29 protein-coding genes are annotated in these 26,704 nt (G+C 66.7%); 12 read left to right on the top strand and 17 right to left on the bottom strand.

The annotated features are described in order from the left end of the window. Positions 1–21: 21 nt before the first annotated feature. From SAOR_RS10465 to trpE, 6 genes are read right to left on the bottom strand one after another with little or no spacing between them, the layout of a single operon-like run. Positions 22–438: an OsmC family protein gene (locus SAOR_RS10465; protein WP_123590149.1), complete on the bottom strand. Its 417-nt coding sequence runs from the start codon at positions 436–438 to the stop codon at positions 22–24. 13 nt (positions 439–451) lie between these two features. After that, positions 452–583 carry a hypothetical protein gene (locus SAOR_RS17215; RefSeq protein WP_281273438.1) on the bottom strand — a complete coding sequence of 44 codons (132 nt, stop codon included), beginning with the start codon at positions 581–583 and terminating at the stop codon, positions 452–454. A 50-nt stretch (positions 584–633) separates the two neighbouring features. Next, complete coding sequence (trpC, locus tag SAOR_RS10460; protein WP_123631379.1) at positions 634–1,431, bottom strand: indole-3-glycerol phosphate synthase TrpC; 798 nt, start codon at positions 1,429–1,431, stop codon at positions 634–636. Further along, complete coding sequence (gene trpD, locus SAOR_RS10455) at positions 1,428–2,480, bottom strand: anthranilate phosphoribosyltransferase (RefSeq protein ID WP_123631378.1); 1,053 nt, start codon at positions 2,478–2,480, stop codon at positions 1,428–1,430. Before trpD ends, trpC begins: the two co-directional genes overlap by 4 nt. Beyond that, positions 2,477–3,088 (bottom strand): anthranilate synthase component II, encoded by a 612-nt coding sequence (locus SAOR_RS10450; protein ID WP_123631377.1) that lies wholly within the window; start codon positions 3,086–3,088, stop codon positions 2,477–2,479. Before SAOR_RS10450 ends, trpD begins: the two co-directional genes overlap by 4 nt. Beyond that, the gene (trpE, locus tag SAOR_RS10445) at positions 3,085–4,623 is read right to left on the bottom strand and encodes an anthranilate synthase component I (protein WP_123631376.1); all 1,539 of its coding nucleotides are present in this window, start codon (positions 4,621–4,623) and stop codon (positions 3,085–3,087) included. The genes SAOR_RS10450 and trpE overlap by 4 nt, the downstream gene beginning before the upstream one ends. Here trpE and SAOR_RS10440 point away from each other — a divergent pair. Then, positions 4,622–4,822, top strand: a complete 201-nt coding sequence (locus tag SAOR_RS10440) for a hypothetical protein (protein WP_123631375.1) — start codon at positions 4,622–4,624, stop codon at positions 4,820–4,822. The two genes, trpE and SAOR_RS10440, sit on opposite strands and share 2 nt — an antisense overlap. A 73-nt stretch (positions 4,823–4,895) precedes the next feature. Here SAOR_RS10440 and SAOR_RS10435 read toward each other — a convergent pair whose 3' ends face one another. Then, positions 4,896–5,468, bottom strand: coding sequence for a helix-turn-helix domain-containing protein (locus tag SAOR_RS10435; RefSeq protein ID WP_221179955.1), 573 nt, complete (start codon positions 5,466–5,468; stop codon positions 4,896–4,898). A 119-nt stretch (positions 5,469–5,587) separates the two neighbouring features. On the opposite strand from SAOR_RS10435, the gene SAOR_RS10430 reads away from it, so the two are divergent. Together SAOR_RS10430 and SAOR_RS10425 are read left to right on the top strand one after the other, a co-directional pair. Beyond that, positions 5,588–6,205: an AzlC family ABC transporter permease gene (locus tag SAOR_RS10430; protein WP_221179954.1), complete on the top strand. Its 618-nt coding sequence runs from the start codon at positions 5,588–5,590 to the stop codon at positions 6,203–6,205. Continuing rightward, on the top strand, positions 6,205–6,516 hold the full coding sequence (locus SAOR_RS10425; RefSeq protein WP_123590155.1) for an AzlD domain-containing protein: 312 nt from the start codon (positions 6,205–6,207) through the stop codon (positions 6,514–6,516). Before SAOR_RS10430 ends, SAOR_RS10425 begins: the two co-directional genes overlap by 1 nt. A gap of 24 nt (positions 6,517–6,540) precedes the next feature. On the opposite strand, the gene rpe is transcribed toward SAOR_RS10425, so the two are convergent. Next, positions 6,541–7,227 carry a ribulose-phosphate 3-epimerase gene (rpe, locus tag SAOR_RS10420; protein WP_123631373.1) on the bottom strand — a complete coding sequence of 229 codons (687 nt, stop codon included), beginning with the start codon at positions 7,225–7,227 and terminating at the stop codon, positions 6,541–6,543. Between the two features lie 76 nt (positions 7,228–7,303). On the opposite strand from rpe, the gene SAOR_RS10415 reads away from it, so the two are divergent. Genes SAOR_RS10415 through SAOR_RS10405 form a run of 3 tightly spaced genes read left to right on the top strand, consistent with a single transcriptional unit; the run spans position 7,304 to position 9,396 of the window. Further along, complete coding sequence (locus SAOR_RS10415; protein WP_245965440.1) at positions 7,304–7,762, top strand: CopD family protein; 459 nt, start codon at positions 7,304–7,306, stop codon at positions 7,760–7,762. A gap of 53 nt (positions 7,763–7,815) precedes the next feature. Continuing rightward, positions 7,816–8,700 carry a phosphoribosylaminoimidazolesuccinocarboxamide synthase gene (locus SAOR_RS10410; RefSeq protein ID WP_123631371.1) on the top strand — a complete coding sequence of 295 codons (885 nt, stop codon included), beginning with the start codon at positions 7,816–7,818 and terminating at the stop codon, positions 8,698–8,700. A gap of 18 nt (positions 8,701–8,718) precedes the next feature. After that, the gene (locus tag SAOR_RS10405; RefSeq protein ID WP_123631370.1) at positions 8,719–9,396 is read left to right on the top strand and encodes a uracil-DNA glycosylase family protein; all 678 of its coding nucleotides are present in this window, start codon (positions 8,719–8,721) and stop codon (positions 9,394–9,396) included. 125 nt (positions 9,397–9,521) lie between these two features. On the opposite strand, the gene SAOR_RS10400 is transcribed toward SAOR_RS10405, so the two are convergent. From SAOR_RS10400 to SAOR_RS10385, 4 genes are all read right to left on the bottom strand, one after another. Beyond that, positions 9,522–10,220, bottom strand: a complete 699-nt coding sequence (locus SAOR_RS10400) for an ankyrin repeat domain-containing protein (RefSeq protein WP_123631369.1) — start codon at positions 10,218–10,220, stop codon at positions 9,522–9,524. A 33-nt stretch (positions 10,221–10,253) separates the two neighbouring features. Then, entirely contained in the window at positions 10,254–11,123 is an 870-nt protein-coding gene (gene prpB / locus SAOR_RS10395) for a methylisocitrate lyase (protein WP_123631368.1), read from the bottom strand. 91 nt (positions 11,124–11,214) lie between these two features. Further along, positions 11,215–12,654 (bottom strand): aldehyde dehydrogenase family protein, encoded by a 1,440-nt coding sequence (locus SAOR_RS10390; RefSeq protein ID WP_123631367.1) that lies wholly within the window; start codon positions 12,652–12,654, stop codon positions 11,215–11,217. Continuing rightward, entirely contained in the window at positions 12,651–13,343 is a 693-nt protein-coding gene (locus SAOR_RS10385; protein ID WP_185015642.1) for a TetR/AcrR family transcriptional regulator, read from the bottom strand. The genes SAOR_RS10390 and SAOR_RS10385 overlap by 4 nt, the downstream gene beginning before the upstream one ends. A 124-nt stretch (positions 13,344–13,467) precedes the next feature. On the opposite strand from SAOR_RS10385, the gene SAOR_RS10380 reads away from it, so the two are divergent. From SAOR_RS10380 to SAOR_RS10370, 3 genes are all read left to right on the top strand, one after another. Further along, entirely contained in the window at positions 13,468–14,634 is a 1,167-nt protein-coding gene (locus SAOR_RS10380; protein WP_123631365.1) for an alkane 1-monooxygenase, read from the top strand. Between the two features lie 114 nt (positions 14,635–14,748). After that, the gene (locus SAOR_RS10375) at positions 14,749–14,916 is read left to right on the top strand and encodes a rubredoxin (RefSeq protein WP_037335711.1); all 168 of its coding nucleotides are present in this window, start codon (positions 14,749–14,751) and stop codon (positions 14,914–14,916) included. A 575-nt stretch (positions 14,917–15,491) separates the two neighbouring features. Continuing rightward, a complete protein-coding gene (locus SAOR_RS10370) occupies positions 15,492–16,646 on the top strand; it encodes an NAD(P)/FAD-dependent oxidoreductase (protein WP_123631364.1) in 1,155 nt (384 codons plus the stop codon). Between the two features lie 545 nt (positions 16,647–17,191). Here SAOR_RS10370 and SAOR_RS10365 read toward each other — a convergent pair. Next, positions 17,192–18,331 carry an FAD-dependent oxidoreductase gene (locus SAOR_RS10365; protein WP_123631363.1) on the bottom strand — a complete coding sequence of 380 codons (1,140 nt, stop codon included), beginning with the start codon at positions 18,329–18,331 and terminating at the stop codon, positions 17,192–17,194. Positions 18,332–18,350: 19 nt separating this feature from the next. Then, on the bottom strand, positions 18,351–18,860 hold the full coding sequence (locus SAOR_RS10360) for a SixA phosphatase family protein (RefSeq protein ID WP_123631362.1): 510 nt from the start codon (positions 18,858–18,860) through the stop codon (positions 18,351–18,353). 504 nt (positions 18,861–19,364) lie between these two features. On the opposite strand from SAOR_RS10360, the gene SAOR_RS10355 reads away from it, so the two are divergent. The 3 genes from SAOR_RS10355 (at position 19,365) to SAOR_RS10345 (ending at position 25,519) form a co-directional block, all read left to right on the top strand. Next, positions 19,365–22,415 (top strand): ribonucleoside-diphosphate reductase subunit alpha, encoded by a 3,051-nt coding sequence (locus SAOR_RS10355; RefSeq protein ID WP_425472106.1) that lies wholly within the window; start codon positions 19,365–19,367, stop codon positions 22,413–22,415. Between the two features lie 197 nt (positions 22,416–22,612). Then, positions 22,613–23,812, top strand: a complete 1,200-nt coding sequence (locus SAOR_RS10350) for a ribonucleotide-diphosphate reductase subunit beta (RefSeq protein WP_123631360.1) — start codon at positions 22,613–22,615, stop codon at positions 23,810–23,812. Positions 23,813–23,905: 93 nt separating this feature from the next. Further along, complete coding sequence (locus SAOR_RS10345) at positions 23,906–25,519, top strand: AAA family ATPase (protein ID WP_123631359.1); 1,614 nt, start codon at positions 23,906–23,908, stop codon at positions 25,517–25,519. Positions 25,520–25,562: 43 nt separating this feature from the next. On the opposite strand, the gene SAOR_RS10340 is transcribed toward SAOR_RS10345, so the two are convergent. From SAOR_RS10340 to SAOR_RS17435, 3 genes are read right to left on the bottom strand one after another with little or no spacing between them, the layout of a single operon-like run. Beyond that, positions 25,563–25,766 carry an integrase core domain-containing protein gene (locus tag SAOR_RS10340; RefSeq protein WP_185015641.1) on the bottom strand — a complete coding sequence of 68 codons (204 nt, stop codon included), beginning with the start codon at positions 25,764–25,766 and terminating at the stop codon, positions 25,563–25,565. 51 nt (positions 25,767–25,817) lie between these two features. Further along, entirely contained in the window at positions 25,818–26,021 is a 204-nt protein-coding gene (locus SAOR_RS10335; protein ID WP_123631357.1) for a DDE-type integrase/transposase/recombinase, read from the bottom strand. Then, a complete protein-coding gene (locus SAOR_RS17435; protein ID WP_484336708.1) occupies positions 26,022–26,201 on the bottom strand; it encodes a hypothetical protein in 180 nt (59 codons plus the stop codon). Positions 26,202–26,704 lie beyond the last annotated feature (503 nt).

The following is a 26,704-nucleotide window of genomic DNA, read 5'->3' as shown; positions in this document are numbered from 1 at the left end:
CCCATGGGTGTGCGTCAAGCGCTAGGCGGGCTCGACGACGTGCTCGTGGGTGATGTTCACGCTGGCCGCGAGCATGATCGACGCGGAGCAGTATTTCTCGGCCGAGAGTTGCACCGCACGTGCCACGTGTTTTTCGCTGAGATCGTGGCCGGAGACGATGAAACGCAGGTGGATGTCGGTGAACACCTTTGGCTCGGTCTCGGCGCGCTGGCCCTCCACCTCGATTCGGCAGTCGGTGACGTCCTGGCGCGATTTCTTGAGGATGTGCATCACGTCCATCGCGCTGCAGCCGCCGATCGACAGCAGCATCATCTCCATGGGGCGGAAACCGGCGTTCTCGCCGCCAATGTCCGGGGGGCCGTCGATGGTCACGACATGGCCGCTGTCGGCCGTGCCGCGAAACTGCAGCGCGTTCTGCCAGTCGATGGTCGCCTTCATTGAATCCGTCCGCTCAAGCTTTTGCCGGGATTATGTCAGCATCGGGACGGTCGGTGCCGGGATCAACCCGCACGGCGGTTACTGTGATCGAGTCAAAGCGCTCGGCGCGCTCGACGGCGTTTACTTGCGGATTGGGGGCGGTCATGGGACGACGCGATCGAGCGCGGGCGTCGCGCGGTCGGCTGGCGAACCGGTTCAGCCGATGAGATCGGCCAGTGCCCGGCCGGGGTCGGGGGCGCGCATGAAGGATTCACCGATAAGAAAGGCTGCGAAATCGTGTTTTGCAAGGCGGTTCAGGTCGTTTCGGACATGAATGCCGCTTTCGCTCACGAGAAGTCGATCCGCGGGGATTCTTGCGCGCAGTGCGACGCTCGTCTCCAGGGTGGTGTCGAAGGTCTTGAGGTCGCGGTTGTTGATGCCGAGGATGGTGGCCTCGGGCAGGGCGAGGGCGCGTTCCAGTTCCGCGGCGTCGTGCACTTCGGCCAGCACGTCCATGCCGAGCGCGAAGGCGCGGTCGGCGAGCGCTGCCATCCGGTCGCCGGACAGGGCGGCGGCGATGAGCAGGATGCAGTCGGCGCCCAGCGCCCGTGACTGGTCGACCTGGATCGGGTCGATGATGAAGTCCTTGCGCAGCACCGGCAGATCGCAGGCCTCGCGGGCGACGGCGAGGAAGTCGTCGTCGCCCTGGAAATGGTCGCGATCGGTGAGTACCGACAGACAGGCCGCGCCGCCCGCGGCGTAGCGCGCCGCCAGCCAGGCGACGTCGAAATCCTCGCGAATCAGCCCCTTGCTGGGCGAGGCCTTCTTGATTTCGGCGATGACGGCGCGCGGCGCGTGGGCCCGCAGCGCGGCGGCGAAGCCACGCGGGGCGGGGGCCGCGGCCACGGCGGCGGCGAGCGTCTCGGCCGAGGTGGCTGCCCGGAAAGTCTCGATCTCCTCGCGCTTGCGGTCGAGAATGCGGTCGAGAATGGTGCCGGTGGCCTGCACGCTCACGGCGCGACCACGCCGCTGCGCCCGGTCATCTGCTGGGTGAGTTCGGCCAGCGCGGCCATGCGCTCGCCGGCCGCGCCGCTGGCCAGGACTTCGCTTGCGCGCGTCACCCCGGCCCGCAGGTCGGGCGCATGCCCGGCGACGTACAGGGCTGCGCCGGCGTTGAAGGCGACCATGTCGGCGGCGATGCCCGGCTTGCCGGCCAGCACGTCGCGCACGATCGCGAAGCTCTCGGCGGCGGATTCCACGCGCAGCGCGTCCAGGGAGCCGCGCTCGAGGCCGACGTCCTCGGGAGCGAGCTTGTAGCTCTCGATACGGCCGTCCCGGAGTTCGGCCACGCGCGTCGGCGCGTTGATCGACAGTTCGTCGAGGCCGTCCTCGCCGTGCACGACCATGACATGGCGGCTGCCGAGCTTGGACAGCACCTCGGCCAGCGGTTCGCAGAGATGGCCGTTGAACACGCCCATGACCTGATTGGCGGCCCCGGCCGGATTGGTCAGCGGCCCGATGATGTTGAAGATGGTGCGTATGCCCAGTTCCCGGCGCGGGCCGATGGCGTACTTCATGGCGCCGTGGTGGGCCGGCGCGAACATGAAGCCCACGCCCAGCCGACGAATGCACTCGGCCACCTGCTCCGGGGTGGTGTCGATGGCGATGCCGGCGACGTCCAGCAGGTCCGCGCTGCCCGACTTGCCCGAGACCGAGCGGTTGCCGTGCTTGGCGACGTGGCCGCCGGCCGCGGCCACGGCGAAGGCCGCCGCGGTCGAGACGTTGAACAGCCCGGCCGCGTCGCCGCCGGTACCGCAGGTATCCACCAGCTGCTCCGCCAGATTCGCGTCGACCGGCACGTCGGTGGCCAGCTCGCGCATGACCGCGGTCGCGGCCGCGATCTCGGGCACGGTCTCGCCCTTCATGCGCATGGCCACGAGGAAGCCGCCGATCTGGGCTTCGGTCGCCTGGCCGGTCATGATCGCCCGCATCGCCGCGTGCATGCGCTCGGGCGACAGGTCGCGCCCGGCGACGATGTGGTTCATCAGCTCGCGGTCGATCATCGGACGGCTCCTTCGCCGACGGGCTCGCCGCAGCGGGCGAGGAAGGTGCGCAGCATGGCGTGGCCGTGCTCTGAGAGGATGGATTCGGGATGGAACTGCACGCCCTCGGCGCCGGTGGGCGTGTGGATCAGGCCCATGATCTCGTCGATCTCGCCGTCGTCGGTCTCCGTCCAGGCGGTGATCTCGAAATCGCGCGGCAGCGCCTCGCGGGCCACGATCAGCGAATGATAGCGGGTGGCGGTCAGCGGGTTGGCCAGCCGCTCGAACACGCCGCCCCCGCCGTGGTGGATGACCGAGGTCTTGCCGTGCATCACCTGACGCGCGCGCGTGACCGTGCCGCCAAAGGCCTGGCCCAGGGCCTGATGGCCGAGGCAGACGCCCAGGATCGGCAGGCGATGCGCCATGCGCTGGATCAGCTCCACCGAGACCCCGGCCTCGTCGGGGGTGCAGGGCCCGGGCGAAACCACCACGCCGGCCGGCCCCAGCGCCTCGATCTCGGCGACCGAGATCTGGTCGTTGCGGACCACGTGCACCTCGGCCTCGAGCTCGCCGAGATACTGCACGAGGTTGTAGGTGAACGAGTCGTAGTTGTCGAGCATGAGGATCATGCCGCACCCCCCGGTGTGTCGCGGCCGTCGTGTACGGTCGGGCGGCGGGTGGTCAGCCCGCGCTCCGCGATCGCCGCGGCCTTCATCACCGCCTTCGCCTTGTTCATGGTCTCCTCCCACTCGGTGGTCGGCTCCGAGTCCGCGACGATGCCGCCGCCGGCCTGCACGTGGATCTCGCCCTTCGCGAGCACCGCGGTCCGGATGGCGATCGCCAGGTCCATACTGCCATTGCCGGCCAGATAACCCACCGCGCCGCCGTAGACGCCGCGCCGGACCGGCTCGATCTCGTCAATGATCTCCATGGCGCGGATCTTGGGCGCGCCGGAGAGCGTGCCGGCCGGAAACGCGGCGCGCAGCGCGTCCATCGGTGTCAGGCCGTCCTTGAGCCGGCCGGTGACGTTGGACACGATGTGCATGACGTGAGAATAGCGCTCGATGGCCATGCGCTCGGTCAGCTTCACGCTGCCCGGGCGGCTGACCCGGCCCACGTCGTTGCGCCCGAGGTCGATGAGCATCAGGTGCTCGGCGATCTCCTTCGGGTCGTCCAGCAGGTCGGCGGCGAGTGCTTCGTCCTCGTCCTCGGTGGCGCCGCGCTTGCGGGTGCCCGCGATCGGCCGGACCGTGACCTCGCCGTCCATCGCCCGCACCAGAATCTCCGGCGACGCGCCCACCACGTGATGATCGCCGAAGTTGAAGTAGTACATGTACGGCGACGGGTTCAGGCTGCGCAGGGCCCGGTACAGCGACATCGGTTCCGCATTGAACGGCGCAGACAGGCGCTGGCTGGGCACCACCTGCATCACGTCGCCGGCCTGGGTGTAGTCGCGGATACGGCGCACCGCATCCTCGTAGCCGGCCTGGGTCAGCCCGGAGACGAAGGCGTCGTCGTCCAGCGCGGGCTCGCCGGCACCCGGCGCGCGGGTGCTGCCGCGCGCCGCGCTTTCGCTGAGCGGGCGTTCGAGGGCATCGAGCAGGGTGTCCAGGCGCGCGGCCACGCGCTCGCGGTCGGCGGTGTCGCCCTCCACGTAGTGGGCCACGCAGTAGAGCTTGCCCGAGAGGTTGTCGAAGATGACCAGCTCCTCGGCCACGAGCAGCAGGATGTCGGGCAGATCGAGCGGGTCGTCCTTGTCGTCGGCGCCGCCGGCCAGTCGGGGTTCGATATAGCGGATGGTGTCGTAGCCGAAATAGCCGACCAGCCCGCCGGTCAGGCGCGGCAGCTCCGGCAGGCGCGGCAGCGGGCGGGCGTCGTTGAAGGCCTGGATCCAGGCGAGCGGATCGTCGGTGTCGACGGTCTCGAGAATCTCGTCGTCGCGTTCGTGCACCAGCGTGCGCCCGCGTACGCGGATGCGCTCGGCGCAGGGCAGGCCGATGATGGAATACCGGCCCCACCGCTCGCCGCCCTGCACCGATTCCAACAGGAAGGAATAGGGCGCATCGGCGAGCTTGAGATAGGTCGACAGCGGCGTGTCGAGATCGGCGAGCGCCTCGACGACGAGCGGCACGCGCGGGGCATGGGGATCAACGGAATGGGTCATGACGGAACTCGATCGGACAACGGTCAACGGGCGGCGCGTGCACGCGCCGCGGCGACGCGCGGCGGTCTTTCAGCCGCGCCAGTCGTTCGCCTGCCATCGCCAGGCCGCGTCAAACGCGCGGCTGACGGCGTTTTTGGATCGATTCGATGCCATGGGATATCGCGTTGTACCGGCGCCTCTCGGCGCACTATTAGCGTAATGCTGACGTATCGCGCCGGCCTTGCCAAGTAGCTGCCGGGCGCTTGCGTCTACGGCGTGCTCGCGGGCTGCAATCACGGGTAGGCCATGACGAGCACCGCATAGGCCGGCTCGGTGACGGCAGTGTAGACATGGGCGATATCGCCGGGGAAGCGCATGTAATCGCCGGTAGCGAGATCGACCGGTGCATCCGCCGGGCCCGCGTTCATCCGGCCCGCCGTCACCGTCAGATGCTCGACCGTGCCGGGAATGTGGGGAGCCGAATGGCGGCTGGCGCCGGCGCCCAGCGTGAGCCGGTAGAGGCTATGGCGCGGTCCGGGCGGGCAGCTCGCCAGTAGCGTGGCGGCGAAGTCGGTTTGTTCGGCCCGTGTGGTCGGCCCTTCGCCGGCGCGAACGATCTGCGTGACCGGCGCAGGTTCGGCGATCAGCTGTGCGAACGGCACGCCGAGCGCCACCGCGAGTGCCCATAGCGTCTCTACGCCCGGGTTGCCCCGCCCGGCTTCCAGCTGCGTGAGCGTGGACTTGGCGAGACCGGCGCGGCGTGCCAGTTCGGAGGCCGACAGCTGTGCGCGTTCGCGCTCGCGGCGCAACCGGTCGGCGATGCCAGTGATCAGGGCGGCGGCGGCGTGTTCGGCGTCGTCGTTCACGATCGGCTCCTCTGCGGGGCGGCGGTTGACTGGTTCGGGTCGAATCGTTTTATATATCGATCATGAGGATGACAAATAATACGAAAAGCGTATCCCTGACGCGAACGTTGTTGCCGGTCATGTTCGCCTACGCGCTCGTTGGTCTGTCATTCGGCACACTCGCGATCTCGGCGGGGCTGCCGCCCGCGGTACCGATTCTACTGTCGCTACTGGTGTTCGCGGGCAGCGCCCAGTTCGCGGCCCTCGGCGTGGTGCTGGGGGGTGGCGGCGCGCTGGCGGCGGTGGCGGTCGGGCTGGTCATCAACGCCCGCCTGATCGCCTACAGTTTCGCGGTGCGCGACGCGCTCGGGGCGGGGAGCGCCACACGGCTGGCCGGCGCGCACCTCATCACTGACGTCAACACCGCGTTGGTGCTGGGCGCCCGCGATCCCGAGCGTCCGCAGGCGTTGTTCTGGCGAGCCGGTATTGCCGTCTTTGCGGTGTGGAATATCGCGGTCGCGGCGGGCGTGGCGTTCGGCGGCCGAATCGCCGATACGCAGGCGCTGGGTTTGGACGCGGTGCTGCCGGCGATCCTCTTCGGCCTGATCCGGCCGGCGCTAAACGATGGTCCGACCGCCCGGGCCTGTCTGGCCGGCGCTTCGCTCGCGGTGCTGACGCTGCCGTGGCTGCCTGCGGGCGCACCGGTGCTGCTGTCGCTCGCTGGTCTGGCGGTGGGTCTGCCGCCGGCGCAGCGTTGATGTGGATTCCGATCGTGGTCGGATTGACGGTCGGCACGCTGGCCTTCCGGCTGGCGGGGCCGCTCATCGGAGGCGTCTGGCGGCCCGGCCGGCGGCTTGAGTCGGGGCTGGCGATGGCGGCGACGGTCATGCTGGCTGCGCTCGTGGCCACGTCGACCGTGGACGCCGGGGCCGATACGGGCCCGAGCGCTGCCCGCATTGCCGGTGTGGTACTTGCCTGTGCCGCGGCCTGGCGTGGCCTGTCACTGCCGTGGCTGGTGATCGCGGCAGCGGCGGTTACCGCGGGACTACGTGTGCTGGGCGTGCCCTGAGGAGCAGACGCCCCGGCCGCCAGATCAGCCGATCCGGGCGCGCATGTCGCGGATGACGGCGGCGTAGTCGGGCTGGCCGAAGATCGCCGAGCCGGCCACGAACGTGTCGGCGCCGGCGGCGGCCACCCGGGCGATGTTGTCGGTCTTGATGCCGCCGTCGACCTCCAGGCGAATCTCGCGCCCGCTGGCGTCGATGATCTCGCGCGCCTCGGCGATCTTGCCGATCGATTCCTCGATGAACGCCTGGCCGCCGAAGCCCGGGTTGACCGACATGATCAGCACGATGTCGATCTTGTCGAGCACGTACTTGAGGTATTCCAGCGGCGTGGCCGGGTTGAATACGAGCCCGGTCTTGCAGCCGGCATCGCGCGCCAGCTGCAGGCTGCGGTCGATATGCTCGCTGGCCTCCGGGTGGAAGGTGATCGAATCCGCGCCGGCGTCGGCGAACGCCGAGATCAGCGCGTCCACCGGCTTGACCATCAGGTGGACGTCGATCGGCGTGTCCGGGTGGCTGGCCTTCAGGCGCCTGGCGAGGGCGGCGCAGACCGGCGGGCCGAAGGTGAGGTTGGGCACGTAATGATTGTCCATCACATCGAAATGGATCCAGTCCGCGCCGGCAGCGATCACGGCTTCGCACTCGTCGCCGAGCGCGGCGAGGTCGGCAGCGAGAATCGAGGGCGCGATGAGTGGCGTGCGGGGCGATGCGGGCATGCGAGAAATCCGTGGATCGGTGGCGGAGCGTAGTTTACGCTCTGCGCCACTGCCTTCGACACCGAGCGTTCTTCCGATGATGGCCTATCTCGTCGCGCTGCACGCCCTCGCCGCCGTGATCTGGATCGGCGGGCTGTTCTTCATGGTCTGCATCCTGCGCCCGGCCGCGGCGGCGATGCCGCTGGCCGAGCGGCTGCCGCTGCTGTCGAACGCGATGGGGCGTTTCTTTCTGTGCGTGTGGATCGCCATCATCGTGCTCCTGGTCACCGGCAACACCGTGGTGTTCATGACCGGGGGCATGGCCGCCGCGCCGGTCTACGTGCACGTGATGCAGGGCCTCGGCTGGGTGATGTTCGCGCTGTTCGCGCACATGTTCTTCGCGCCCTGGCGGCGGATGCGCGTGGCCCTGGCCGCGGGGACGCTGGCCGACGCCGGCCGGGCGATGAACCAGCTGCGGGTGCTGGCCGGCGTCAATCTGGCGCTGGGGCTGATCGTGGTCGTCGTCGGCAGCGGTGGCCGCTACGGGCTGATCTGAGCGCCGCCGACGGCTGCTAGACTGAGACCGCGACAACGCAGCCGCCGTCCCCGATGCCCGATACGCTCTACGAATCCGATCTGCACAGCGTGCCGTTGCTCATGCGCGGCAAGGTGCGCGACATCTACGCGGTCGGCGACGATCATCTGCTGATCGTGGCCACCGATCGGCTGTCTGCCTTCGACGTGATCCTGCCCGATCCGATTCCGGGCAAGGGTGCGGTCCTCACTGCGGTGTCGAACTTCTGGTTCGATCGGTTCGCCGACGATATTCCCAATCACCGCGCGGACCTGGCGCTGGCCGACGTGCTCACCGCCGACGAGATCGCCCAGGTCGAGACCCGCGCCATGCTCGTGCGGCGGCTGGCCGCGCTGCCGGTCGAGGCCGTCGCCCGCGGCTACATCATCGGTTCCGGCTGGAAGGACTATCAGGCCACCGGCGCCGTCTCCGGCATCGAGCTGCCCGCCGGTCTGCGCCAGGCCGAGCAGCTGCCGCAGCCGATCTTCACGCCCTCGACCAAGGCCGAGGCCGGCGACCACGACGAGGCCATCGACTTCGATCGCGTCGTCGAACTCGTGGGCGAGGACCGGGCCACGCGCATCCGCCACGCGACGCTGTCGATCTACAAGCGCGCCGCGGCCTATGCGCGCGAACGCGGCATCATCATCGCCGACACCAAGTTCGAGTTCGGCGTCGACGGTAACGGCGATCTGGTGCTCATCGACGAGGTGCTCACGCCGGATTCCTCGCGCTTCTGGCCGGTGTCCGAGTATGCGACGGGCATGAGCCCGCCCAGCTTCGACAAGCAGTACGTGCGCGACTATCTGGAAACGCTGGACTGGGACAAGACCGCCCCGGGGCCGCGCCTGCCGGCCGACGTCATCGCCAACACCGCCGCCAAGTACCGCGAAGCCGCCGAGCGAATCACGGGACGCTGATATCGAGCATTGGGCATCATGAAGAGCACCTCATCGCTCATGCAAAGACTCGTAGAGCTGATTCCTGCCGAGCTAGAACATACATCTGGAAGCGTTTTTTACTCAGGGACCGAGGCTTTTTCATCTTCTAGCCCACTTTACGTTCTTGGGTTAAATCCCGGAGGAGATCCAATAGCTCAGTCTGAAGAAACAATTCGGTGGCATACAAACAGGGTGCTCAAAGAATATCCTCGCAATTGGTCCGCGTATCGAGACGAATCCTGGAGGGGTAAAAAGCCCGGCTCGTACGGAATGGCCCCACGGATATTGCATCTATTTGATAAATTGAGCTTAGATCCTGGCCAGGTTCCGTGTAGCAACCTTATTTTTAAACGCACCCGTAGAGAGCAGGATATAAAACAACATAAGCAATTGCTCGCTGATCAGTGTTGGCCATTTCACGCTCATGTCATTGAAAATCAGGAGCCCTCGCTCATTCTGTGTTTTGGTGCCACCGTTGGGAAATATGTTTGCGGCAAATTAGACGCTACTGAATTGGCGGGTGAGTTCGTAGAACGCAATAACCGGCGCTGGAAAAGCAGAGCGTTCAAAAATACCTCCTCGCAAACGGTTGTTGTCGCTACTCATCCCAGTATCGCGAATTGGACGGCACCGAATACTGATCCATCAGCTTTAGTTGCTGAGGCACTGGAATGATTGTCAACAAGTCGCTGCAGTTGACCGCCCAAAGCGCTGCCGCGCTAAGGATTCCCTCCGTGTTCCTGGGCCACTCCCGTGGCAACTGAGCTTGGGCGATGGGTATGTATCCGGCCCGATGCCGGCTATGAACCGTCGTTTGTCAATCCGCCGGTCGCACTCTGCTCGGTCAGCGCCGAGTCGAGGATGCCGATCACTTCGTTGCGGTCGATGCGGGTGTCGTCGAAGGCGAGGTTGTAGGCGTAGCCGAGCGGTTTGAGCCGTTCGCCGTCGGCGTTTGCGACCCCCGCGCGTTTGTTCAGATCGGCGCCGTGATCGATCATGAAGCGCAGCATCTTCGGGTCGTTACGCTGGATGGCGAAGAACAGCGGCGTCAGCGGCTCGGTGTCCTCGCGCGTGTCGACGGCATCGACGTCGAGGCCGCGCTCCAGATAGTAGTCCGCGCAGCCGTAGGGATCGTCGAGCGCGGCCTCGCGTTCGAAGATGTAGACGAGGCCGCCGGCGGCCCGCAGGGCCTCGACGTCCGCCGCCCGCGCCTCGGTGGCGTCGAAGTCGCGTTCGCAGAAGCCGGCCTCGACCGGCTCGGCGTCGGCCTGGGTCTCGTCCGGCGGCTGCTCGGCGTCGGACGGCGCCTCGGACGGCTCTTCGGCCGGGGCGTCGGCCGACGCCGTGTCGGGCTTCGAGGTCGCCTCCCCGTCCGGTGTGGCGGTGCCGGCCGCCGGATCGGGCCCGCCCGTGGGGGCGGGCGGCTGCGTGACCCAGTAGACGCCGACCACGACCATGGCCAGGACGATCATCAGGGCGAGCACGGTGTTCCGGTTCATGCGCGTTGTCCTCGCCGGGGCGCCGTCGCGGCGCTAGCGTCCCTTGCCGTCGCCGAACAGGGCGTCGAGCTTGTCCTCGTAGGCGTGATAGCCCAGATGCTCGTAGAGCTCGCTGCGGGTCTGCATGCGGTCGACGACCTGCTTCTGCGTGCCATCGCGGCGGATGGCGGCATAGACGTCGAGCGCCGCGTTGGCCATCGCGCGCGAGGCCGACAGCGGATACAGCACCATCGCCACGTCCTGGCCGGCCAGTTCCTCGGTGGTGTAGAGGTCGGTGGTGCCGAATTCGGTGATGTTGGCCAGCACCGGCACGCCGAGGTCGGTGAAGCGCTTGTACATCGCCAGATCCGTCATCGCCTCGGCGAAGATGAAGTCCGCGCCGGCCTCGATGCAGGCCGCCGCGCGTTCGACCGCCGAGTCCAGACCCTCGACGGCGAGCGCGTCGGTGCGGGCCATGATCAGCATGTCGTCGCGGGCGTCGGCCGCCGCGGTCACGCGCTCGACCATCTCGTCCTGGCTGATGATCTCCTTGCCCGGCCGGTGGCCGCAGCGCTTGGCCGCGACCTGGTCCTCGATGTGCACGCAGGCCGCGCCGGCACCCTCGAACAGCTTGATCGTGCGCGCGATGTTGAAGGCGCTGCCCCAGCCGGTGTCGATGTCGACCAGCAGCGGCACGTCGGTGGCGTAGGTGATCCGGCGCACGTCCTCGAGGACGTCGTTCATCGTGGTCATGCCCAGATCGGGCAGGCCGTAGGACCAGTTGGCCACGCCGCCGCCGGACAGATAGATCGCCCTGAAGCCGCTGTGCTCGGCGAGCATGGCGGAATAGGCGTTGATCGCACCGGCGATCTGGAGTGGCTGTTCGGCGGCGAGCGCCTCCTTGAAGCGTTGGGCTGCGGTCATCGGCGGATCCTGTCGTGTCGAACGGGTGGACGGGGCGCGGGTTCCGGCGCGACCGGCGCCCGCGGACGATTCGGGGTCATACCATACCCGATCAGTTCATGTACTTGACCGCCAGCCGGATCACCCAGCGCGTGAAGCGCGTGTAGGGCGGCAGGAACAGAAAGGCCAGCGAGAAGCGCTCGCGCAGCACCGCGCGCTCGTGCGAGAACGCCCGGAAGCCGTAATGGCCGTGCGAATTGCCGAGGCCCGAGTTGTTGACGCCGCCGAACGGCAGGTGGGTGTGCAGGAAGTGCACCACCGACTGGTTGATGCAGGTGCCGCCCGCGCTGGTCGCCCCGATGACGCGCTCGATGAAGGCGTCGTCGCGCGCGAAGACATACAGCGCCAGCGGCTTAGGCGCCGCGTTGATGCGTGCGATCGGCTGGTCGACGTCGGTGAAGGTCAGCACCGGCAGCAGCGGGCCGAAGATCTCCTCTTCGAGCACGCGCGACTCGGGGTCGATGTCGGTGAGCAGCGTCGGCGCGATGTAGTTGTCGCCCCCGGCCGCGGTATCGCCCAGCGGCGTGTGCGCGCCGCGCTCGGTGGCGTCGTCGGCCAGGCCGCGCACGCGGTCGTGGTGGCGCTTGTTGACGATGCGGCAGTAGTCGGGGTTGTCGGGAATGTCCCGGCGGTCGCCGTAGAACTTCGTCACCGCCTTGCGCATCGCTTCGACGAAGGCATCGGCCACGTCGGCGTGGACGTGGACATGGTCCGGCGCGATGCAGGTCTGGCCGCTGTTGGCGAACTTGCCCCAGGCCACGTTCTGCGCGGTCCTGGCGATGTCCGCGGTCTTGTCGACGATCACCGGCGACTTGCCGCCGAGTTCCAGCGTGACCGAGGTCAGATGCTGGGCGGCCGCGGCCATCACGATCCGCCCGACCGCCGGCGAGCCGGTGAAGAAGATGTGGTCGAAGGGCAGTTCGAGCAGGTGCTGTGAGGTCTCGACCGCGCCCTGCACGGTCGTGATCTCGTCCTCGTCGAAGAGTTCGCCGAGCATGTCCTGCATGAGTGCCGCGCAGTGCGGTGTCATTTCCGAGGGCTTGAGGATCACGGTGTTGCCGGCCGCGATCGCCGAGACCAGCGGCCCGAAGGACAGATTGATCGGGTAGTTCCAGGGCGAGATGATCAGACAGCGCCCGCGCGGCTCGAAGCGCACCTCGGCCCGGGTGCCGAACATGAGCAGCGTCGGGCGCTTGCGTTCGGGCTTCATCCAGCGCTTCAGATGCCGGATGGCGTGGTTGGCTTCGGCCACCACCGGCAGGATCTCGCTGATGTCGACCTCCGCGGCCGGCTTGGCGAAGTCGGCGTGGCAGGCGGCGCGGATATCGTCCCAGCGCGCGTACATCAGCCGGCGCAGCCGCTTGAGCTTGTCGATGCGCTCGGCGGCGGTGGACGTGCGCAGCGCCAGCGCGCGCGGACGCTGGGCCTCGAACAGCCGGCGGATGGTGTCCGCATCGGTCTCGTCGGCGAGGTCGGGGGCGGCACGGTTCATGAGTGGTCCTCGCTGGGCTCGGCGGGGGCGGTCGCCGGGGCACCGAGCACCCGGGCCGCGCGTTCGGCCAGCCCGGGCGTGCGGGCGTGGGCCTGGAAGAAGGTACGGGCGAGCACGGCCACCACGCGGCGATGTTCGGGCGCGCCGCGGTTGCCCATGGGCAGCACGATGGCCTCCATGATCGCGATGAAGGCGCGCGCGAAGTCCTCGGCCGAGCCCTCGATCTGCAGGGCGTCGGCGGCGCGGGCCTCCTCGAGCACGGCCTCGATCGCAGCGCTGGCGCCGGCCTCGAACTCCGCCTGCACCGCGCGTGCGGCGCTCACGTCCGCGCTGGCGGGCCGGAGCCAGTAGCCGGCCACGCCGTCGACCACGCGCTCGTCGTCGACCAGCTGCTGCAGCCCCGCGAACAGCGCGAAGATGCGCTCGACCGGGTCCGGCTCGGCCGCCGCCGCCTCGAACACGCGTTCCTCGAACAGGCCCACGAGCTGGCGCATGCAGGCCGCGTAGAGGTCGGCCTTGTTCTCGTAGTGCCAGTAGAGCGCGGCCTTGGTCACGCCCGAGCCGCGGGCCACCGCCAGCATGGACACGCCGTCGTAGCCGAAGCGGCCGAACAGACGGAATGCGGTGGCGCGCACGCGCTCGCGGGTGCTGCTGCGCTCGGCGGCCGGCTGCGCCATGGCAATGGGCATGAAAAGCGTTGTGGTGAAGGCTAGCACAGCGAATTGACTTACCGGTCGGTGGGGTTCTAGTCTTTGACATTGAGCAATGTAACAAAGCGCGGCGGCCGGTGGCAGGCCGCGCGGGAGACGCGTCATGGACACGGCGGACTTCACCCTCGCCCAGGCCCGGGCCCACGATCGCAAGCGCTGGCTGTGGCCGATGGGCTTCGGCATCATCCTGATCGTTGCCGCGGTCGCGCTCACCGGCTGGCTGACCGGGCTCACGCCGCTGATGTTCGCGGGGCCGATCACGGTCTATCTGCTGGTGCCGCTGCTGGATCTGGCCATCGGCAAGGACAGCACGAACCCGCCGGAGCGGGTGCTCGACATCCTCGAGGACGATCCCTTCTATCGTTACTCGACCTACATCTACGTGCTCGTGCAGATGGCGCTGTTCATCGGCGTCTGTACGATTGTCGGCACCCAGGATCTCACCGGTTGGCAGTGGCTCGGTTTCGTGAGCACGATCGGCATGCTCTCGGGCATCTCCATCAATACCGCCCACGAGCTCGGCCACAAGAACACCGTCGTGGAGAGCTGGCTGGCCAAGATCGCGCTCGCGCCGGTGGCCTACGGCCATTTCTACGTCGAGCACAATTACGGCCATCACCGCCGCGTGGCCACGCCGGAGGACCCGGCGAGCGCGCGCATGGGCGAGTCCTTCTGGGCGTTTCTGCCGCGCACGGTCGTGGGCAGCGTGCGTTCGGCCTGGCACATCGAGGCCCGCCGGCTGGCGCGCCGGGGCCGGCCCGTGTGGTCGCTCCACAACGAGGTGTTGCAGGCCTGGGCGATGACGGCGCTGCTCTGGGGCACGCTCCTGCTCGTGTTCGGCCTCGCACTGCTGCCGTTTCTGATCGTGCAGGCGATGCTGGGCGCCTCGCTGCTGGAGGCGGTGAACTATGCCGAGCACTACGGCCTGCTGCGCGCCCGGCGCGCGGACGGCCGCTACGAGCGCTGCCGGCCGGAGCATTCCTGGAACAACGATCACATCGTGACCAACATCTTCCTGTTCCACCTGCAGCGCCATTCCGATCACCACGCGCATCCGACCCGGCGCTACCAGTCCCTGCGCCACTTCGACGAGGCCCCGGAACTGCCCACCGGCTACGCCGGCATGATCGTGCTCGCCTATTTCCCGCCGCTCTGGTACCGGGTCATGGATCCGCGCGTGCTCGCCCACTACCAGGGCGATCTGCGCCGCGCCAATCTGCAGCCCGGCGCCCGTGCCCGCCTGCTGTCCCAATACCCGCCGCCGGCGTGACGGCTGGCGCGTCATATCGCCGCCGGCCGGGGCTTTTGGTAGCCTTGGCGGCCACGACGGGGCGCTGCCGAGGCAGCGCCCGTTTTTTGGCACGGACAACACGAAGGGACACCGATGAAGAAGTGGCAATGCATCGTCTGCGGCTTCGAGTACGACGAGGCCGAGGGCATGCCCGACGAAGGCATCGAGCCGGGCACCAAGTGGGAGGACATTCCCGACGACTGGACCTGCCCCGACTGCGGCGCGCCCAAGGACGACTTCGAGATGATGGAGGTCGACTAGCGCCGGCCGACCACGCCGACGGCCGCCGCGTCGATGGGCGCCCAAGCCGCGGCGAGCGGCCGCAGGGCCCAGCCGTCGCGGGCGATGAAATCGGCGTTGAGCGGCGGCCTCGCGCGGAGGCGCATCGCGCCGGGTCGGGCCTGTGCGGGCGTCACTCGCGGCACCGCTCGCCGGGCCGGGGGCGGAAAGGTGCGCACGCTTCGGCGCCGCGGACGCGCATCGTGCCGGCTCGCGATCGTCGCCCGCGTGCGGGCGTGCTCGACGGCGCCGCCGGCGCTTTCCCACGGGCCTTCGGCTGGCGGTGCGCGTCCGGATGTCCGGACAGGCGGCGCGCCGCTCGCACACCCGCCGAGGTCGGTCGCCGCGAGGCGGGGCCGGCGTGGCGACCGGCCGGCGTCGATGGAATCAATGGTCGGCCCGCGATCGCCGGCCGCCTCGCCCCGCGGCGCGCTGTCGTATGCTGACGGCAGATCTCTCGACGGCCCGGCGGCGCGACGGGCCGGCCCGCGACAGGGGCGCCCCTGGCGGCGCCGCCGAGCCCTCATTCAATCAGGCGATTTCACCAGGACAGCTGCATGGATCCGATCATCATTCTCGGTACGGGACTGGCCGGCTACGGCACCGCGCGTGAACTGCGCAAGCACGACAGCGAGACGCCGCTCGTGCTCATCACCCGCGACGACGGCGCCAGCTACTACAAGCCGGATCTGTCCGAGGCCCACGCCAAGGACGCCGCCCCGGAGGATCTGGTCAAGCGCGACGCCGAGGCCATGGCCGCCGACCTGGACGCCGAGATCATGACCCACCGCCAGGTGGAGGCCATCGATCCGGCCGCGCACACGGTCAGCCTCAACGGCGAGACGCGGACCTATCGCAAGCTGGTGCTGGCCAACGGCGCCGAGCCGATCGTGCTCAACCTCGGCGGCGACGCCGTGCAGTCCATCCACAAGGTCAACACGCTGGCCGACTATCGTGTCTTCCGCGGCAACCTCGTCGAAGGCGGCCACGTGGCGATCATCGGCGCCGGTCTGATCGGCTGCGAGTTCGCCAACGACCTGATCGGCGCCGGCTACGACGTCTCGGTGATCGATCCGGCCGGCTGGCCGCTGTCGCAGCTGCTGCCCAAGGACTGTGGCCGTGCGGTCAAGCAGGCGCTGGGCCGCGCCGGGGTGAGCTGGTATCTGGGCCGGGCCGCGGTCGGCGTGCACGATGCCAGCGGCCAGCGCCAGGTCGTGCTGGACGACGACGACAGCGTGCACGCCGACGTGGTGCTTTCGGCCGTCGGCCTGCGCGCCGACATCGAGCTCGCCGAAGCCGCCGGCCTGGCGGTCGACCGCGGCGTGCTGGTCGACCGCACCCTGGTGACCAGCGATCCGGATATCTACGCGCTCGGCGACTGTGCCGAGGTCGACGGCCACTGGCGGCCCTACGTCGGCCCCCTCATGCAGTGCGCCCGCACGCTGGGCAAGACCCTGGCCGCGGCCGAGGGCGACACCGCCGGCCAGGTCAAGTATCCGACCCTGCCGATCATCGTGAAGACCCACGTCTGCCCGGTGATCGTCTACCCGCCCGTCGACCGGCACGGCGAATGGGCCGTCGAGGGCAGCGGCACCGATCTCGAGGCGCGTTTCGTCGACGAGGAGGGCGCGCTGCAGGGCTTCGCCCTGACCGGCGAGGCGACGAACAAGCGCCGCGACTATCTCAAGGAAGCGCCGCCGTTGATGGACTGACGCCCGACGCGGCCGGTGCCGGGGCCTCGCTGTCGGTCGCGATCGCCGTCGGCGTGTCGGCTTTCGACCGGAACGGAAGGTCGTGCTGGCGCGCCGGGCCGCGGGGCCGGCCGCGGGGCCGGCCGTGTGGCGGCGGATGGGCGGGTGCGGATGCGGGGCCAAGACCCGCCAGCGTCGTCGAGGCGCGTCACACGTCCATAAGGGGAGTCGCCGGCTCGGGCGGTGTCGCCGATGCGCGCCGTGGCCCGCGGGTCACGCGCTGCGGCCGGGGCCGCGCCGCCGGCCGATCGATGCGGCGCTTGTTTCCAGTCGGTTTTTCCAGCTGGGGCAGCGCGGTGACGATCGTCGGGTGAACGGCGCGCGGCCTCTGCGCGGACGCTCCGTGCGACGGAAAGTGGACTGCGATGGGCCCAGGCACAGGGTCGCTGCGACGACCGGGCGCGATGCCGGCGCCTTGCCCGGACGGCCGCCGCGTCTCGCGTTTTTGATAGGCGGGCCGCCGCGCCGCGGTGACACGTCGGTATTCAGGATTCAGGCACGGTCCGTCAGGCGCGCCGCGCCAGCGGCCCGTCTTCGGCGGCGGCGATCGCGGCGAGCCGTTGCCCGGCCAGCCGGGCGCCGCGAATGTTACCCGCCATCGGCCCGAGCTGAAGACTGGCCGGCCGGCCGACGACGTGCAGCCCGGGCGCGGCCTCGAGCGTGTCGTCGAGATGCAGATGGCCGGTGGCGTCGCCCGACAGCCCCAGACGCGCGATCGTCGCCCCCGGGAGACTGTCGGCACGCGGCCGCGGCTCGAAGCCGGTGGCCAGGATCACGCGGTCGGCGTCGATGCGGCGGCCGTCGGCCAGACGCAGGCCGGCGTCGTCCTGCGCGGCGACTTCGCCGCGGCGCCAGGCGATCTCGCCGGCGGCCAGGGCCGCGGTGATGCGGGCCATGACGTCCGGGGGCAGGGTGCCCGGCAGCCGGGCCGCGGCGAGCGCGGCGCTGCGATCGGCGAGCGGCAATCGCGCGAACGGGGCCAGGCACTTGGCGCCGGCGTAGCAGGGATCGCTGTCGAAATCCGCGGCCCGCGGCGCGCTGCGCGTGACCCAGCAGACGTCGCGGCCGGCCGCGGCCAGCGACAGGGCGAGCTGGGCGCCGGTGATGCCGCCGCCGACCACGGCCACGCGCGCCCCGGCCGGGCCGGCATCGGCCCGGAAGCCGGCATCGAAGACGTGCTCGGCCGCGCCGCCCCAGGCCGGTCGGGCGGGGGCATTCGGGCCCCGGGCCAGGACCACGCGTCGGGCGCGCAGCGGCGGCCCGTCGGCGGCGGCGATGCGCCAGTGGTCGGCGGCGGGTTCGATCGCCTGCGCACGTGTGGCGATATGGTCCAGGCCGGCGGTGGCCTGTTCGGCGTGGGCTTCGAACAGCGCGCGCGACGGGCGCCGGTAGTAGCCCAGATGATGGCTGTCGTCGAAGCCGTGGTCCGCGGCGAAGCGGCGCAGCGCGTCCGCGCGCCGGCCCAGATGGTGCGCTCCGGAGGACCGCAGAAAGCGCATGCCGCAGGCATCGGCCCGCCGGCGCCAGGCCGCGAGTGCGGGCCGATCGTCGAGCACTGCGATCGCGGCCGCGGGGGCCGCGCGGCGCAGGCAGGCGCCGACATGGCGCCCCTGCGGGCCGCCGCCGACAATCAGCCAGTCGAGCATCGACGAATCCGCTGCCGCGTCAACCGAGCGCCCGCAGCTGGCTGGCGGTGAGCAGCCAGCGCAGCGTGCCCGTGCCACCCTCGGGCGAGCCCGGGAACTCCAGCAGGGCGGCGCCGGCCTTCTTGAAGGCCATGAGCCGGTCGCGGCGGCGGGTCAGGCTCCAGGACACCCAGGTCGCCAGATCCGGCTCGTGGCCGACGAGCACCAGGCGACGGTCGCCGAAATGGCCGTGCAGGAAGGTGTCGAGCGCGGCCATGTCCACGGGCGGGGCGAGGGCATCGGTCTCGTCCACGGGCGGGTCGCCCAGCCCGCCGGCCAGCAGTTCCGCGGTTTCGCGGGCGCGCAACAGCGGGCTGGTGATGAGCGCGTCGATCGGCGTGCTGCCGAGGACCGCGTACAGCCCCGCCGCGGCCGCCCGCGTGCGCCGCTGGCCCTTGGCGGTGAGCGGCCGCTCGGCGTCGGACAGGCCCATGGCGTGTGCTTCGTCGCCGTCCAGCGCGATGCCGTGGCGAATGACGATGATTTCCATGCCGTGATTGTCGCCCGGATGGTCGCCGCGCCGCCAGCCTGGAATCGCGGGATGACACTATTGCGACCGCGCCGACGCTCAAAAATAACAATGACGCCCGCCGCCGCGCCGACGGTGCCCGGCAAGTGTCTGAAAACGCGGGGCGAACTCGAGCCGGCCGGGGTGGGATCGCGGCCGGCGGCCGCTCGCTTCGCCCGCGTGTCCGCAGCCCACGCGAAACGAGATCGCACCGCCGGCGGTGAAACGTTCACCAACGCCGCGACGCCTTGTCGGGCCTGCGCTGGCGCGCGTTCGTGCCCAGGTTATCCACAGTCTTGTGCCCGCCTTGTCCACCGGCCCGGCACAACATATAGTGACTGAAGGGGCCAAAACCGCGACTTGACCACAGTATCTAGTGGGGTAGAGTTTCATGCAACGGTCGCCGTGCGCCAGACGCCGCGGCCCGGGGACAGCCAGTTTTCCAGCGGCGCGCGATCAGGCGCGCGCCGCCACCAGCGCGGAGTCATCATGGAGCAGACAGAGGTTTCCGAGCGCCCGACGGCGCACACGCAGCAGCCGGCGGCGTCGGACGGGGCGAGCATCGAGGCGACCGCGCCGGGCGGCCACAAGGTCATCCGGCGCAACGGCAAGGTCACGCCGTTCGACGCCTCCAAGATCGAGCTCGCCGTCACCAAGGCGTTCATCGATGTCGAGGGCCGGCAGGGCGCGGCCTCCAGCCGCATCCGCCAGACCGTCAAGGACATCACCGAGCAGGTCGTCTCGGGCGTGACCCGCAGCCTGCCCGGCGGCGGCGCGGTCCACATCGAGGACATCCAGGACTACGTCGAGCTGGCGCTGATGCGCTTCGGCGAGCACAAGGTCGCCCGCTCCTACGTGCTCTATCGCGAGGAGCGCGCCCGCGAGCGCGCGGCCAAGCAGGCCGAGACCGGCGCCGGCGAGGCCGTGTCCAACGAGATCAACGTCTCCTTCAACGACGGCACCGTCACGCCGCTGGACCGCGACCGGCTGACGCGCGTCATCGACGAGGCCTGTGCGGACGTGGCCGGCGTCTCCGACGAGAAGGTGCTGGCCGACACGCTCAAGAACGCCTACGACGGCATCACCGAGGATGAGCTGTCGACCGCGCTCATCCTGTCCGCGCGCCAGCGCCTCGAGGCCGAGCCCAACTACGGCACGGTCGCCGCGCGCCTGCTCATGGACAAGCTGCGCCACGAGGCGCTGACCTTCCTCGCCGACGACGCGGTGGAGTACGCCACCCACGCCGAGATGCGCGAGCGCTATCCCGAGTACTTCAAGGACTTCATCGCCCGCGGCGTGAAGCACGAACTGCTCGACCCGCGCCTGGGCGAGTACGATCTGGACAGGCTCGGCCACGCGCTGATCGCCGACCGCGATCTGGGCTTCACCTATCTCGGCCTGCAGACGCTCTACGACCGCTACTTCATCCACTACGAATCGCGCCGCTTCGAGCTGCCGCAGGCGTTCTTCATGCGCGTGGCCATGGGCCTGGCGATCAACGAGATCGAGCGTGAGGAAAAGGCGATCGAGTTCTACAAGCTGCTGTCGAGCTTCGACTTCATGTCCTCGACGCCGACGCTGTTCAACTCCGGCACGCTGCGCCCGCAGCTCTCGTCCTGCTATCTGACCAGCGTCGCCGACGACCTGCACGGCATCTACGAGGCGGTGCAGGACAACGCCCTGCTGTCGAAATTCGCCGGCGGTCTGGGCAACGACTGGACCAACGTCCGCGCCATGGGCGCCCACATCAAGGGCACCAACGGCAAGTCGCAGGGCGTGGTGCCGTTCCTCAAGGTCGTCAACGACACGGCCGTGGCGGTCAACCAGGGCGGCAAGCGCAAGGGCGCGGTCTGTGCCTATCTCGAGACCTGGCACAAGGACATCGAGGAGTTCCTCGACCTGCGCAAGAACACCGGTGACGACCGGCGCCGGACCCACGACATGAACACCGCGAACTGGATCCCGGATCTGTTCGTCAAGCGCGTGCTCAACGACGAGGAATGGACGCTGTTCTCGCCCAACGACGTGCCGGACCTGCACGATCTGACCGGCGCGGCCTTCGAGGAGGCCTATGCGGGCTACGAGGCCAAGGCCGCCCGCGGCGAGATCACCAACTTCAAGAAGATCTCCGCGGTCAATCTGTGGCGCAAGATGCTGAGCCTGCTGTTCGAAACGGGCCACCCGTGGTTCACCTTCAAGGACCCGTGCAACCTGCGCAGCCCGCAGCAGCACCGCGGCGTGGTGCACAGCTCCAACCTGTGTACGGAGATCACGCTCAACACCTCGCCGGGCAAGGAGATCGCGGTCTGCAATCTGGGATCGGTGAACCTGCCGCAGCACATCGAAGGCGGCGAGCTGAACGTGGCCAAGCTGGAAGCCACGATCAACACCGCGATGCGCATGCTCGACAACGTCATCGAATACAACTATTACAGCGTCAAGACCGCGCGCGACTCCAATCTGCGGCATCGCCCGGTGGGCATGGGTCTGATGGGCTTCCAGGACGCGCTGTACAAGCTCAAGCTGCCCTATGAGTCGGACGAGGCGGTCGCGTTCGCCGATCGTTCCATGGAGCAGATCAGCTACCTTGCGATCAAGGCCTCGACCAACCTGGCCGAGGAACGCGGCGCCTACAGTTCCTTCAAGGGCAGCCTCTGGGACCAGGGCATCCTGCCGATCGACTCCATCCGCCTGCTGCGCGAGAACCGCGGCGAAGCCCCGGGCGGAGAGCCCTATCTGGAGCAGGACGACAGCGCCACGCTGGACTGGGAGGCCCTGCGCAGCCGCATCGGCCAGGTCGGTATGCGCAACTCCAACACCATGGCCATCGCCCCGACCGCGACCATCGCCAACATCACCGGCGTGTCGCAGTCCATCGAGCCGACATACCAGAACTTGTACGTCAAATCGAACCTGTCGGGCGAGTTCACGGTGGCCAACCCGTACCTGGTCGAGGACCTCAAGGCCCTCGAGCTGTGGGACGAGGTCATGGCCAACGACCTCAAGTACTACGACGGCTCCGTGCAGGCCATCGACCGCATCCCGGACGAGCTCAAGGTGCTCTACAAATGCGCCTTCGAGATCGACCCGCGCTGGCTGGTCGAGTCCGGCTCGCGTCGGCAGAAGTGGATCGACCAGGCCCAGAGCCTGAACCTCTACATGGCCGAACCGTCGGGCCGCAAGCTCGACGAGCTCTACAAGCTGGCCTGGAAGAAGGGCCTGAAGACCACCTACTACCTGCGCACCATGGGGGCGACCCACGTGGAGAAATCCACGGTCACCGACCATCGCCTGAACGCCGTCAACCACGGCGGCCACGGCAGCGGCGGGGCGCCCGCCGCGGGCGGCGGCTCGGCCTCCGGTGCCGGCGGCGGCGAGTGGCCCACGGCCTCGGCGACCGGTCAGGGCGGGAGCAACGGCTCGGCCAGCAACGGCGTGCAGCACGCGCCGGCCGGGGCCACCGCCGCCCCGGCGGCCCAGCCGACCGCGCCCATGGCCTGCGCCATCGACGACCCGGACTGCGAGGCCTGCCAGTAGGCGGGCGCGGGCAGCGGACCGGCCGATCGCCATGACACGCGGATACGACATGACGACGGCCGGGCCGCGCCCTCCATCCACGAGGGGCATCGGCTGCGCCGACACGCGGCCGATGGCCCCGGCTCCGGACAGATCACGGCGCGCCCGGGCGCGCCTCACGCACAGCGAACCGCCAGTTACACGCAAGGGATAACGCCATGCTCGACTTCGAAGACACCCCGCGCCAGGGCACGCCGACCCCGCGCCCCGGTACGTCCACCCACCCCAATCCGGCCGGCGAATCGCCCGACCCGTTCGCGCTCGACAAGGCCGCCGAGGCGGCGCCGGAAGACGAGACCGGCGAGTCCGTCACCGGGCTGGAGCAGGTCGAGCTCGGCGGCGACCGCGTCTCCGTCGACGAAAAGCAGATCATCAACTGCCGCGCCGACGTCAACCAGCTTGTGCCCTTCAAGTACACCTGGGCCTGGGAGAAGTACCTCAACGCCTGCGCCAACCACTGGATGCCGCAGGAAGTGAACATGGCCGCGGACATCGCCACCTGGCAGGACCCGAACGGCCTGACCGACGACGAGCGCATGATCCTAAAGCGCGGCTTCGGCTTCTTCTCGTCCTCCGAATCGCTGGTGGCCAACAACCTGGTGCTGGGCATCTACAAGCACCTCACCAACCCCGAATGCCGCCAGTACCTGCTGCGCCAGGCGTTCGAGGAAGCCGTGCACGGCCACTGCTTCCAGTACATCGTGGAGAGCCTCAACCTCGACGAGGGCGAGATCTTCAACATGTACCGCGAGCTGCCCAGCGTGCACAACAAGGCCGCCTGGGCCATGCAGTTCACCCAGAGCCTGAACGACCCGGACTTCACCACCGGCACACCCGAGAACGACCAGAAGTTTCTGCGCGACCTCATCGCCTTCTACGTCATCTTCGAAGGCATCTGGTTCTACGCCGGCTTCGTCCAGTTCCTGTCGTTCGGCCGCCGCAACAAGATGACCGGCACCGCCGAGCAGATCCAGTACATCATGCGCGACGAGTCCATGCACCTGAACTTCGGCATCGACGTCATCAACCAGATCAAGATCGAGAACCCGCACCTCTGGACCGAGAGCTTCCAGGAGGAAATGCGGGCCAAGATCGACGAGGCCATGCACCTCGAGATCGAATCCGCCCACGACACCATGCCCCGTGGCGTGCTCGGCCTGAACGCCTCAATGTTCGACGAGTACATGAAGTTCATCGCCAACCGCCGCTGCTCACAGATCGGCCTGGCCGAGCTGTATCCCGGCGCGGAGAACCCGTTCCCGTGGATGAGCGAGATGATGGATCTGAACAAGGAGAAGAACTTCTTTGAGACTCGGGTGATTGAGTATCAGTCGGGTGGGGCGTTGAGTTGGGATTAAGCTGTTAACTTAAAAGCGGGCTTCTAGCCCGCTTTTTTTTCGACTTTACGCCTCCCGGGAAGTGACGCCAGAGTTTGTGCACAAGGGTTTCGAATGAAAATATCAAATATAAAAATAAAAAGGTTTAAAAGATTTTCAGACTTCGAAATAAAATCGATTCCTGAAACTGCCAAGTTGATTATTATTGTGGGGCCGAACGGCAGTGGGAAGTCTTCTTTGTTTGACGCTTTTAATCAGTTTTATCGGCGCAATAGAGCTGACTTTGGCTGGTCAAACGATAAAACTTATTATGCTAGATCTGAGGCAGAGAAATACGATATAAATACAAATATATCGATATCATTTCATAATTTCGACTGGCAGTCGGGCAGATTGCCACGCAATTTGATGTATTTCCGTACGGCTTATAGAAACGATCCGGACTTCACGATTAACAGCTTCTCACGAATGGGAAATCCTGCTGACGATCAACCAGTCGAGAAATTCATCGACAACGATCAAACGGTATCGAAAAATTATCAAAGGCTGGTGCATGAAACAATGCAGGGTGTCTATGCAGAGAAAAATGACGATAAAAGTGTACGAAATCTAAGAGAAGAGCTTATTGGATCCATACGAGACTCAATGCGTCGAGTCTTTTCTGATTTGCTTCTCAATAATATTGGCGACCCGTTAGGTGATGGGGCGTTCTACTTCGAAAAAGGCACAGTCAAGTCATATCATTATAAGAACTTGTCCGGGGGCGAGAAATCAGCATTCGATCTTTTGTTGGATTTAATAATAAAGAAAAAATATTTTGATGACACTATTTTTGTTGTAGATGAGCCTGAGACGCACATGCATACGGCATTGCAAGGTAGGTTGGTCGAAGAGTTATACAACCAAGTTCCTGATAATTGCCAATTGTGGTTGACTAGTCACTCGCTGGGCGTCATTAAAAAAGCGAAAGAAATTTCAGGAAGAGATCCAGGTTCGGTCGTTTTCTTGGACTTCGGTGAAGTGGACTTCGACGAAGCAGCGGTCCTTGAGCCCGCATCTATAGACGCTGTTGTCTGGCAGAAATTTTTATCTATCACACTGGACGATTTGGCGACTGACCTTTCTCCGCGTGCAATCGTTTTATGTGAGGGATCGTTATCTGGTAATCGCCGTAAAAATTTCGACGGACATATCTACCAAAAAATAGCATCGCAAAAATATTCGGAGTTTGTCTTCGTAGCAGGTGGTGCGAGCAACGATCTGAGTAAAGAAAATCACCCCGGCCACGAATTATTAGATCATGTCTTGCCCCGAACTAAGGTGGTGAGGCTAGTCGATCGCGACGATAAATCAGACAATGAAGTTAGCGATCTAAGTAAAAGAGGCGTATTAGTGACCGGTGAGCGGCAATTAGAGTCCTATCTCCTTTCCGACGAAATTATTCAGAAATTTTGCGTTGAGATAAAGGAAGAGGGGCTAGTTAAAGATGCTCTGCAGTGCAAGATCGACGGCCTTAATTCTGCTCGAGAGCGTGGCTGCCCTTCGGACGATCTAAAATCTGCGTCAGGGCAAATATATAATGGGCTTAGAAAGCTTCTTGACCTGCGTCGTTATGGCAATGATGTCGATGCTTTTATGGCTGATACTTTGGCTCCCCTTGTCACTACTGATACTGATACTTTCGCTCGTCTCGATGGCGAAATATTCTCGAAAATTCTAGAGGAATAATAAGGGATAGACTCAGCTGGCCCGGCTCCCACGGACAGGTAAATCAAGCTACAGCTTGATGGAATGCTTCCACTTCTAGCGGCGTTCGATAGCCCAGCGTCTGATGGATACGCTGGCAGTTTTCGATGTACTCAAAGATCGCCGTTCGAGCCGCTTGACGGCTGGCGAACACGCGGCGATCGACCTTCAGCGTTGCGAAGAAGCTCTCCGCCACCGCATTGTCCCAACAGTCGCCTTTTCTGGACATGCTCGAGACCATGCCGAGCTCAGTCAGTCGACGCCGGTACGTTGACACCGCTTACGTTTGGCCTTGGTCACTGTGATGGATCAGTGCCGGCTTGGGCTGACGTTGATCGACCGCCATTTCCAGCGCTTCTTGCACGAGTGCCGTGTTGTTGCGTGTCGACATCGACCAGCCAACAACCGATCGCGCATAGAGATCGATCAATACCGCTAAATAAAGCCAGCCTTCACGCGTCGCGATGAACGTGACATCGCCCACTCAGGCTTGATCCGGCGAGGCCGTACGAAACCGCCGACGCAAGACGTTCGGTGCATGGCCCAGGTCGAGCCGTGAATGCGTGATCGCAATGAACCGGCGTCGACGACGCGCCAGAATGCCGTGATCTCGGCGTAGCCGAGCTACGCGATGCTTGCCGCAGGATACGCCTGCCTTGTTCAACGCTCGCTAAGTCTTAAGATAGCCATAGGCTTGGCGGTTCTGCTCGTGCGCCTGGCGTATATGTGTCAACAACGCGCGGTCGTGTCGCTCATGGGCGGTCGGCGGCTGAGCTGTCCACGCGTAGTAGCCGGAACGACTCGCCTGTAGCACCCGACACATCAGGCTGATCGAATGCTGGCGTTGCTGCGAAGCAATAAAGGCGTAATTCACGGCAGCGCCCTGGCGAAGTACGCCGCGGTAGATTCAACGGATCAATGCAACACCACGTATTTCTATTAGCACTTACCGGAGCGTGGTATGGCAAGAGTCGGCAGGCCGGGTCTGACTGAGGCCCAGAAAGATGAATTGTGGACGCGTTGGGGGCGTGGCGAGTTCTAGAGCGATATCGGCCGGGCGCTGGGCAAGTTTCCAGCTTCGATATTCGGGGTGTTAAGGCGTGTCGTCACGAAATTTTAAGCCATAAGCAGAGACACGCGATCTGAGCTTGGGCCAGGAACGACGAG

The sequence above is a fragment of the Salinisphaera orenii subsp. orenii MK-B5 genome, assembly GCF_003788635.1.
GTDB classification, from domain to species: Bacteria; Pseudomonadota; Gammaproteobacteria; order Nevskiales; family Salinisphaeraceae; genus Salinisphaera; species Salinisphaera orenii.
This window is presented reverse-complemented; position numbering and strand designations above follow the sequence as displayed.

What these genes read in the sequence shown, in the direction of transcription:
- trpD (WP_123631378.1), bottom strand. Translation starts at nt 2,480, where the DNA reads ATGATCGACCGCGAGCTGATGAACCACATCGTCGCCGGGCGCGACCTG.
- SAOR_RS10410 (WP_123631371.1), top strand. Translation starts at nt 7,816, where the DNA reads ATGCCCGATACGCTCTACGAATCCGATCTGCACAGCGTGCCGTTGCTC.
- SAOR_RS10365 (WP_123631363.1), bottom strand. Translation starts at nt 18,331, where the DNA reads ATGCTCGACTGGCTGATTGTCGGCGGCGGCCCGCAGGGGCGCCATGTC.
- SAOR_RS10345 (WP_123631359.1), top strand. Translation starts at nt 23,906, where the DNA reads ATGAAAATATCAAATATAAAAATAAAAAGGTTTAAAAGATTTTCAGAC.
- SAOR_RS10405 (WP_123631370.1), top strand. Translation starts at nt 8,719, where the DNA reads ATGAAGAGCACCTCATCGCTCATGCAAAGACTCGTAGAGCTGATTCCT.
- prpB (WP_123631368.1), bottom strand. Translation starts at nt 11,123, where the DNA reads ATGACCGCAGCCCAACGCTTCAAGGAGGCGCTCGCCGCCGAACAGCCA.
- SAOR_RS10425 (WP_123590155.1), top strand. Translation starts at nt 6,205, where the DNA reads ATGTGGATTCCGATCGTGGTCGGATTGACGGTCGGCACGCTGGCCTTC.
- rpe (WP_123631373.1), bottom strand. Translation starts at nt 7,227, where the DNA reads ATGCCCGCATCGCCCCGCACGCCACTCATCGCGCCCTCGATTCTCGCT.
- SAOR_RS10415 (WP_245965440.1), top strand. Translation starts at nt 7,304, where the DNA reads ATGATGGCCTATCTCGTCGCGCTGCACGCCCTCGCCGCCGTGATCTGG.
- SAOR_RS10385 (WP_185015642.1), bottom strand. Translation starts at nt 13,343, where the DNA reads ATGCCCATTGCCATGGCGCAGCCGGCCGCCGAGCGCAGCAGCACCCGC.
- SAOR_RS10370 (WP_123631364.1), top strand. Translation starts at nt 15,492, where the DNA reads ATGGATCCGATCATCATTCTCGGTACGGGACTGGCCGGCTACGGCACC.
- SAOR_RS10350 (WP_123631360.1), top strand. Translation starts at nt 22,613, where the DNA reads ATGCTCGACTTCGAAGACACCCCGCGCCAGGGCACGCCGACCCCGCGC.
- SAOR_RS10400 (WP_123631369.1), bottom strand. Translation starts at nt 10,220, where the DNA reads ATGAACCGGAACACCGTGCTCGCCCTGATGATCGTCCTGGCCATGGTC.
- SAOR_RS10450 (WP_123631377.1), bottom strand. Translation starts at nt 3,088, where the DNA reads ATGATCCTCATGCTCGACAACTACGACTCGTTCACCTACAACCTCGTG.
- SAOR_RS10465 (WP_123590149.1), bottom strand. Translation starts at nt 438, where the DNA reads ATGAAGGCGACCATCGACTGGCAGAACGCGCTGCAGTTTCGCGGCACG.
- trpE (WP_123631376.1), bottom strand. Translation starts at nt 4,623, where the DNA reads ATGACCCATTCCGTTGATCCCCATGCCCCGCGCGTGCCGCTCGTCGTC.
- SAOR_RS10360 (WP_123631362.1), bottom strand. Translation starts at nt 18,860, where the DNA reads ATGGAAATCATCGTCATTCGCCACGGCATCGCGCTGGACGGCGACGAA.
- SAOR_RS17215 (WP_281273438.1), bottom strand. Translation starts at nt 583, where the DNA reads ATGACCGCCCCCAATCCGCAAGTAAACGCCGTCGAGCGCGCCGAGCGC.
- SAOR_RS10390 (WP_123631367.1), bottom strand. Translation starts at nt 12,654, where the DNA reads ATGAACCGTGCCGCCCCCGACCTCGCCGACGAGACCGATGCGGACACC.
- SAOR_RS10340 (WP_185015641.1), bottom strand. Translation starts at nt 25,766, where the DNA reads ATGTCCAGAAAAGGCGACTGTTGGGACAATGCGGTGGCGGAGAGCTTC.
- SAOR_RS10440 (WP_123631375.1), top strand. Translation starts at nt 4,622, where the DNA reads ATGACGGAACTCGATCGGACAACGGTCAACGGGCGGCGCGTGCACGCG.
- SAOR_RS10380 (WP_123631365.1), top strand. Translation starts at nt 13,468, where the DNA reads ATGGACACGGCGGACTTCACCCTCGCCCAGGCCCGGGCCCACGATCGC.
- SAOR_RS10375 (WP_037335711.1), top strand. Translation starts at nt 14,749, where the DNA reads ATGAAGAAGTGGCAATGCATCGTCTGCGGCTTCGAGTACGACGAGGCC.
- SAOR_RS10430 (WP_221179954.1), top strand. Translation starts at nt 5,588, where the DNA reads ATGTTCGCCTACGCGCTCGTTGGTCTGTCATTCGGCACACTCGCGATC.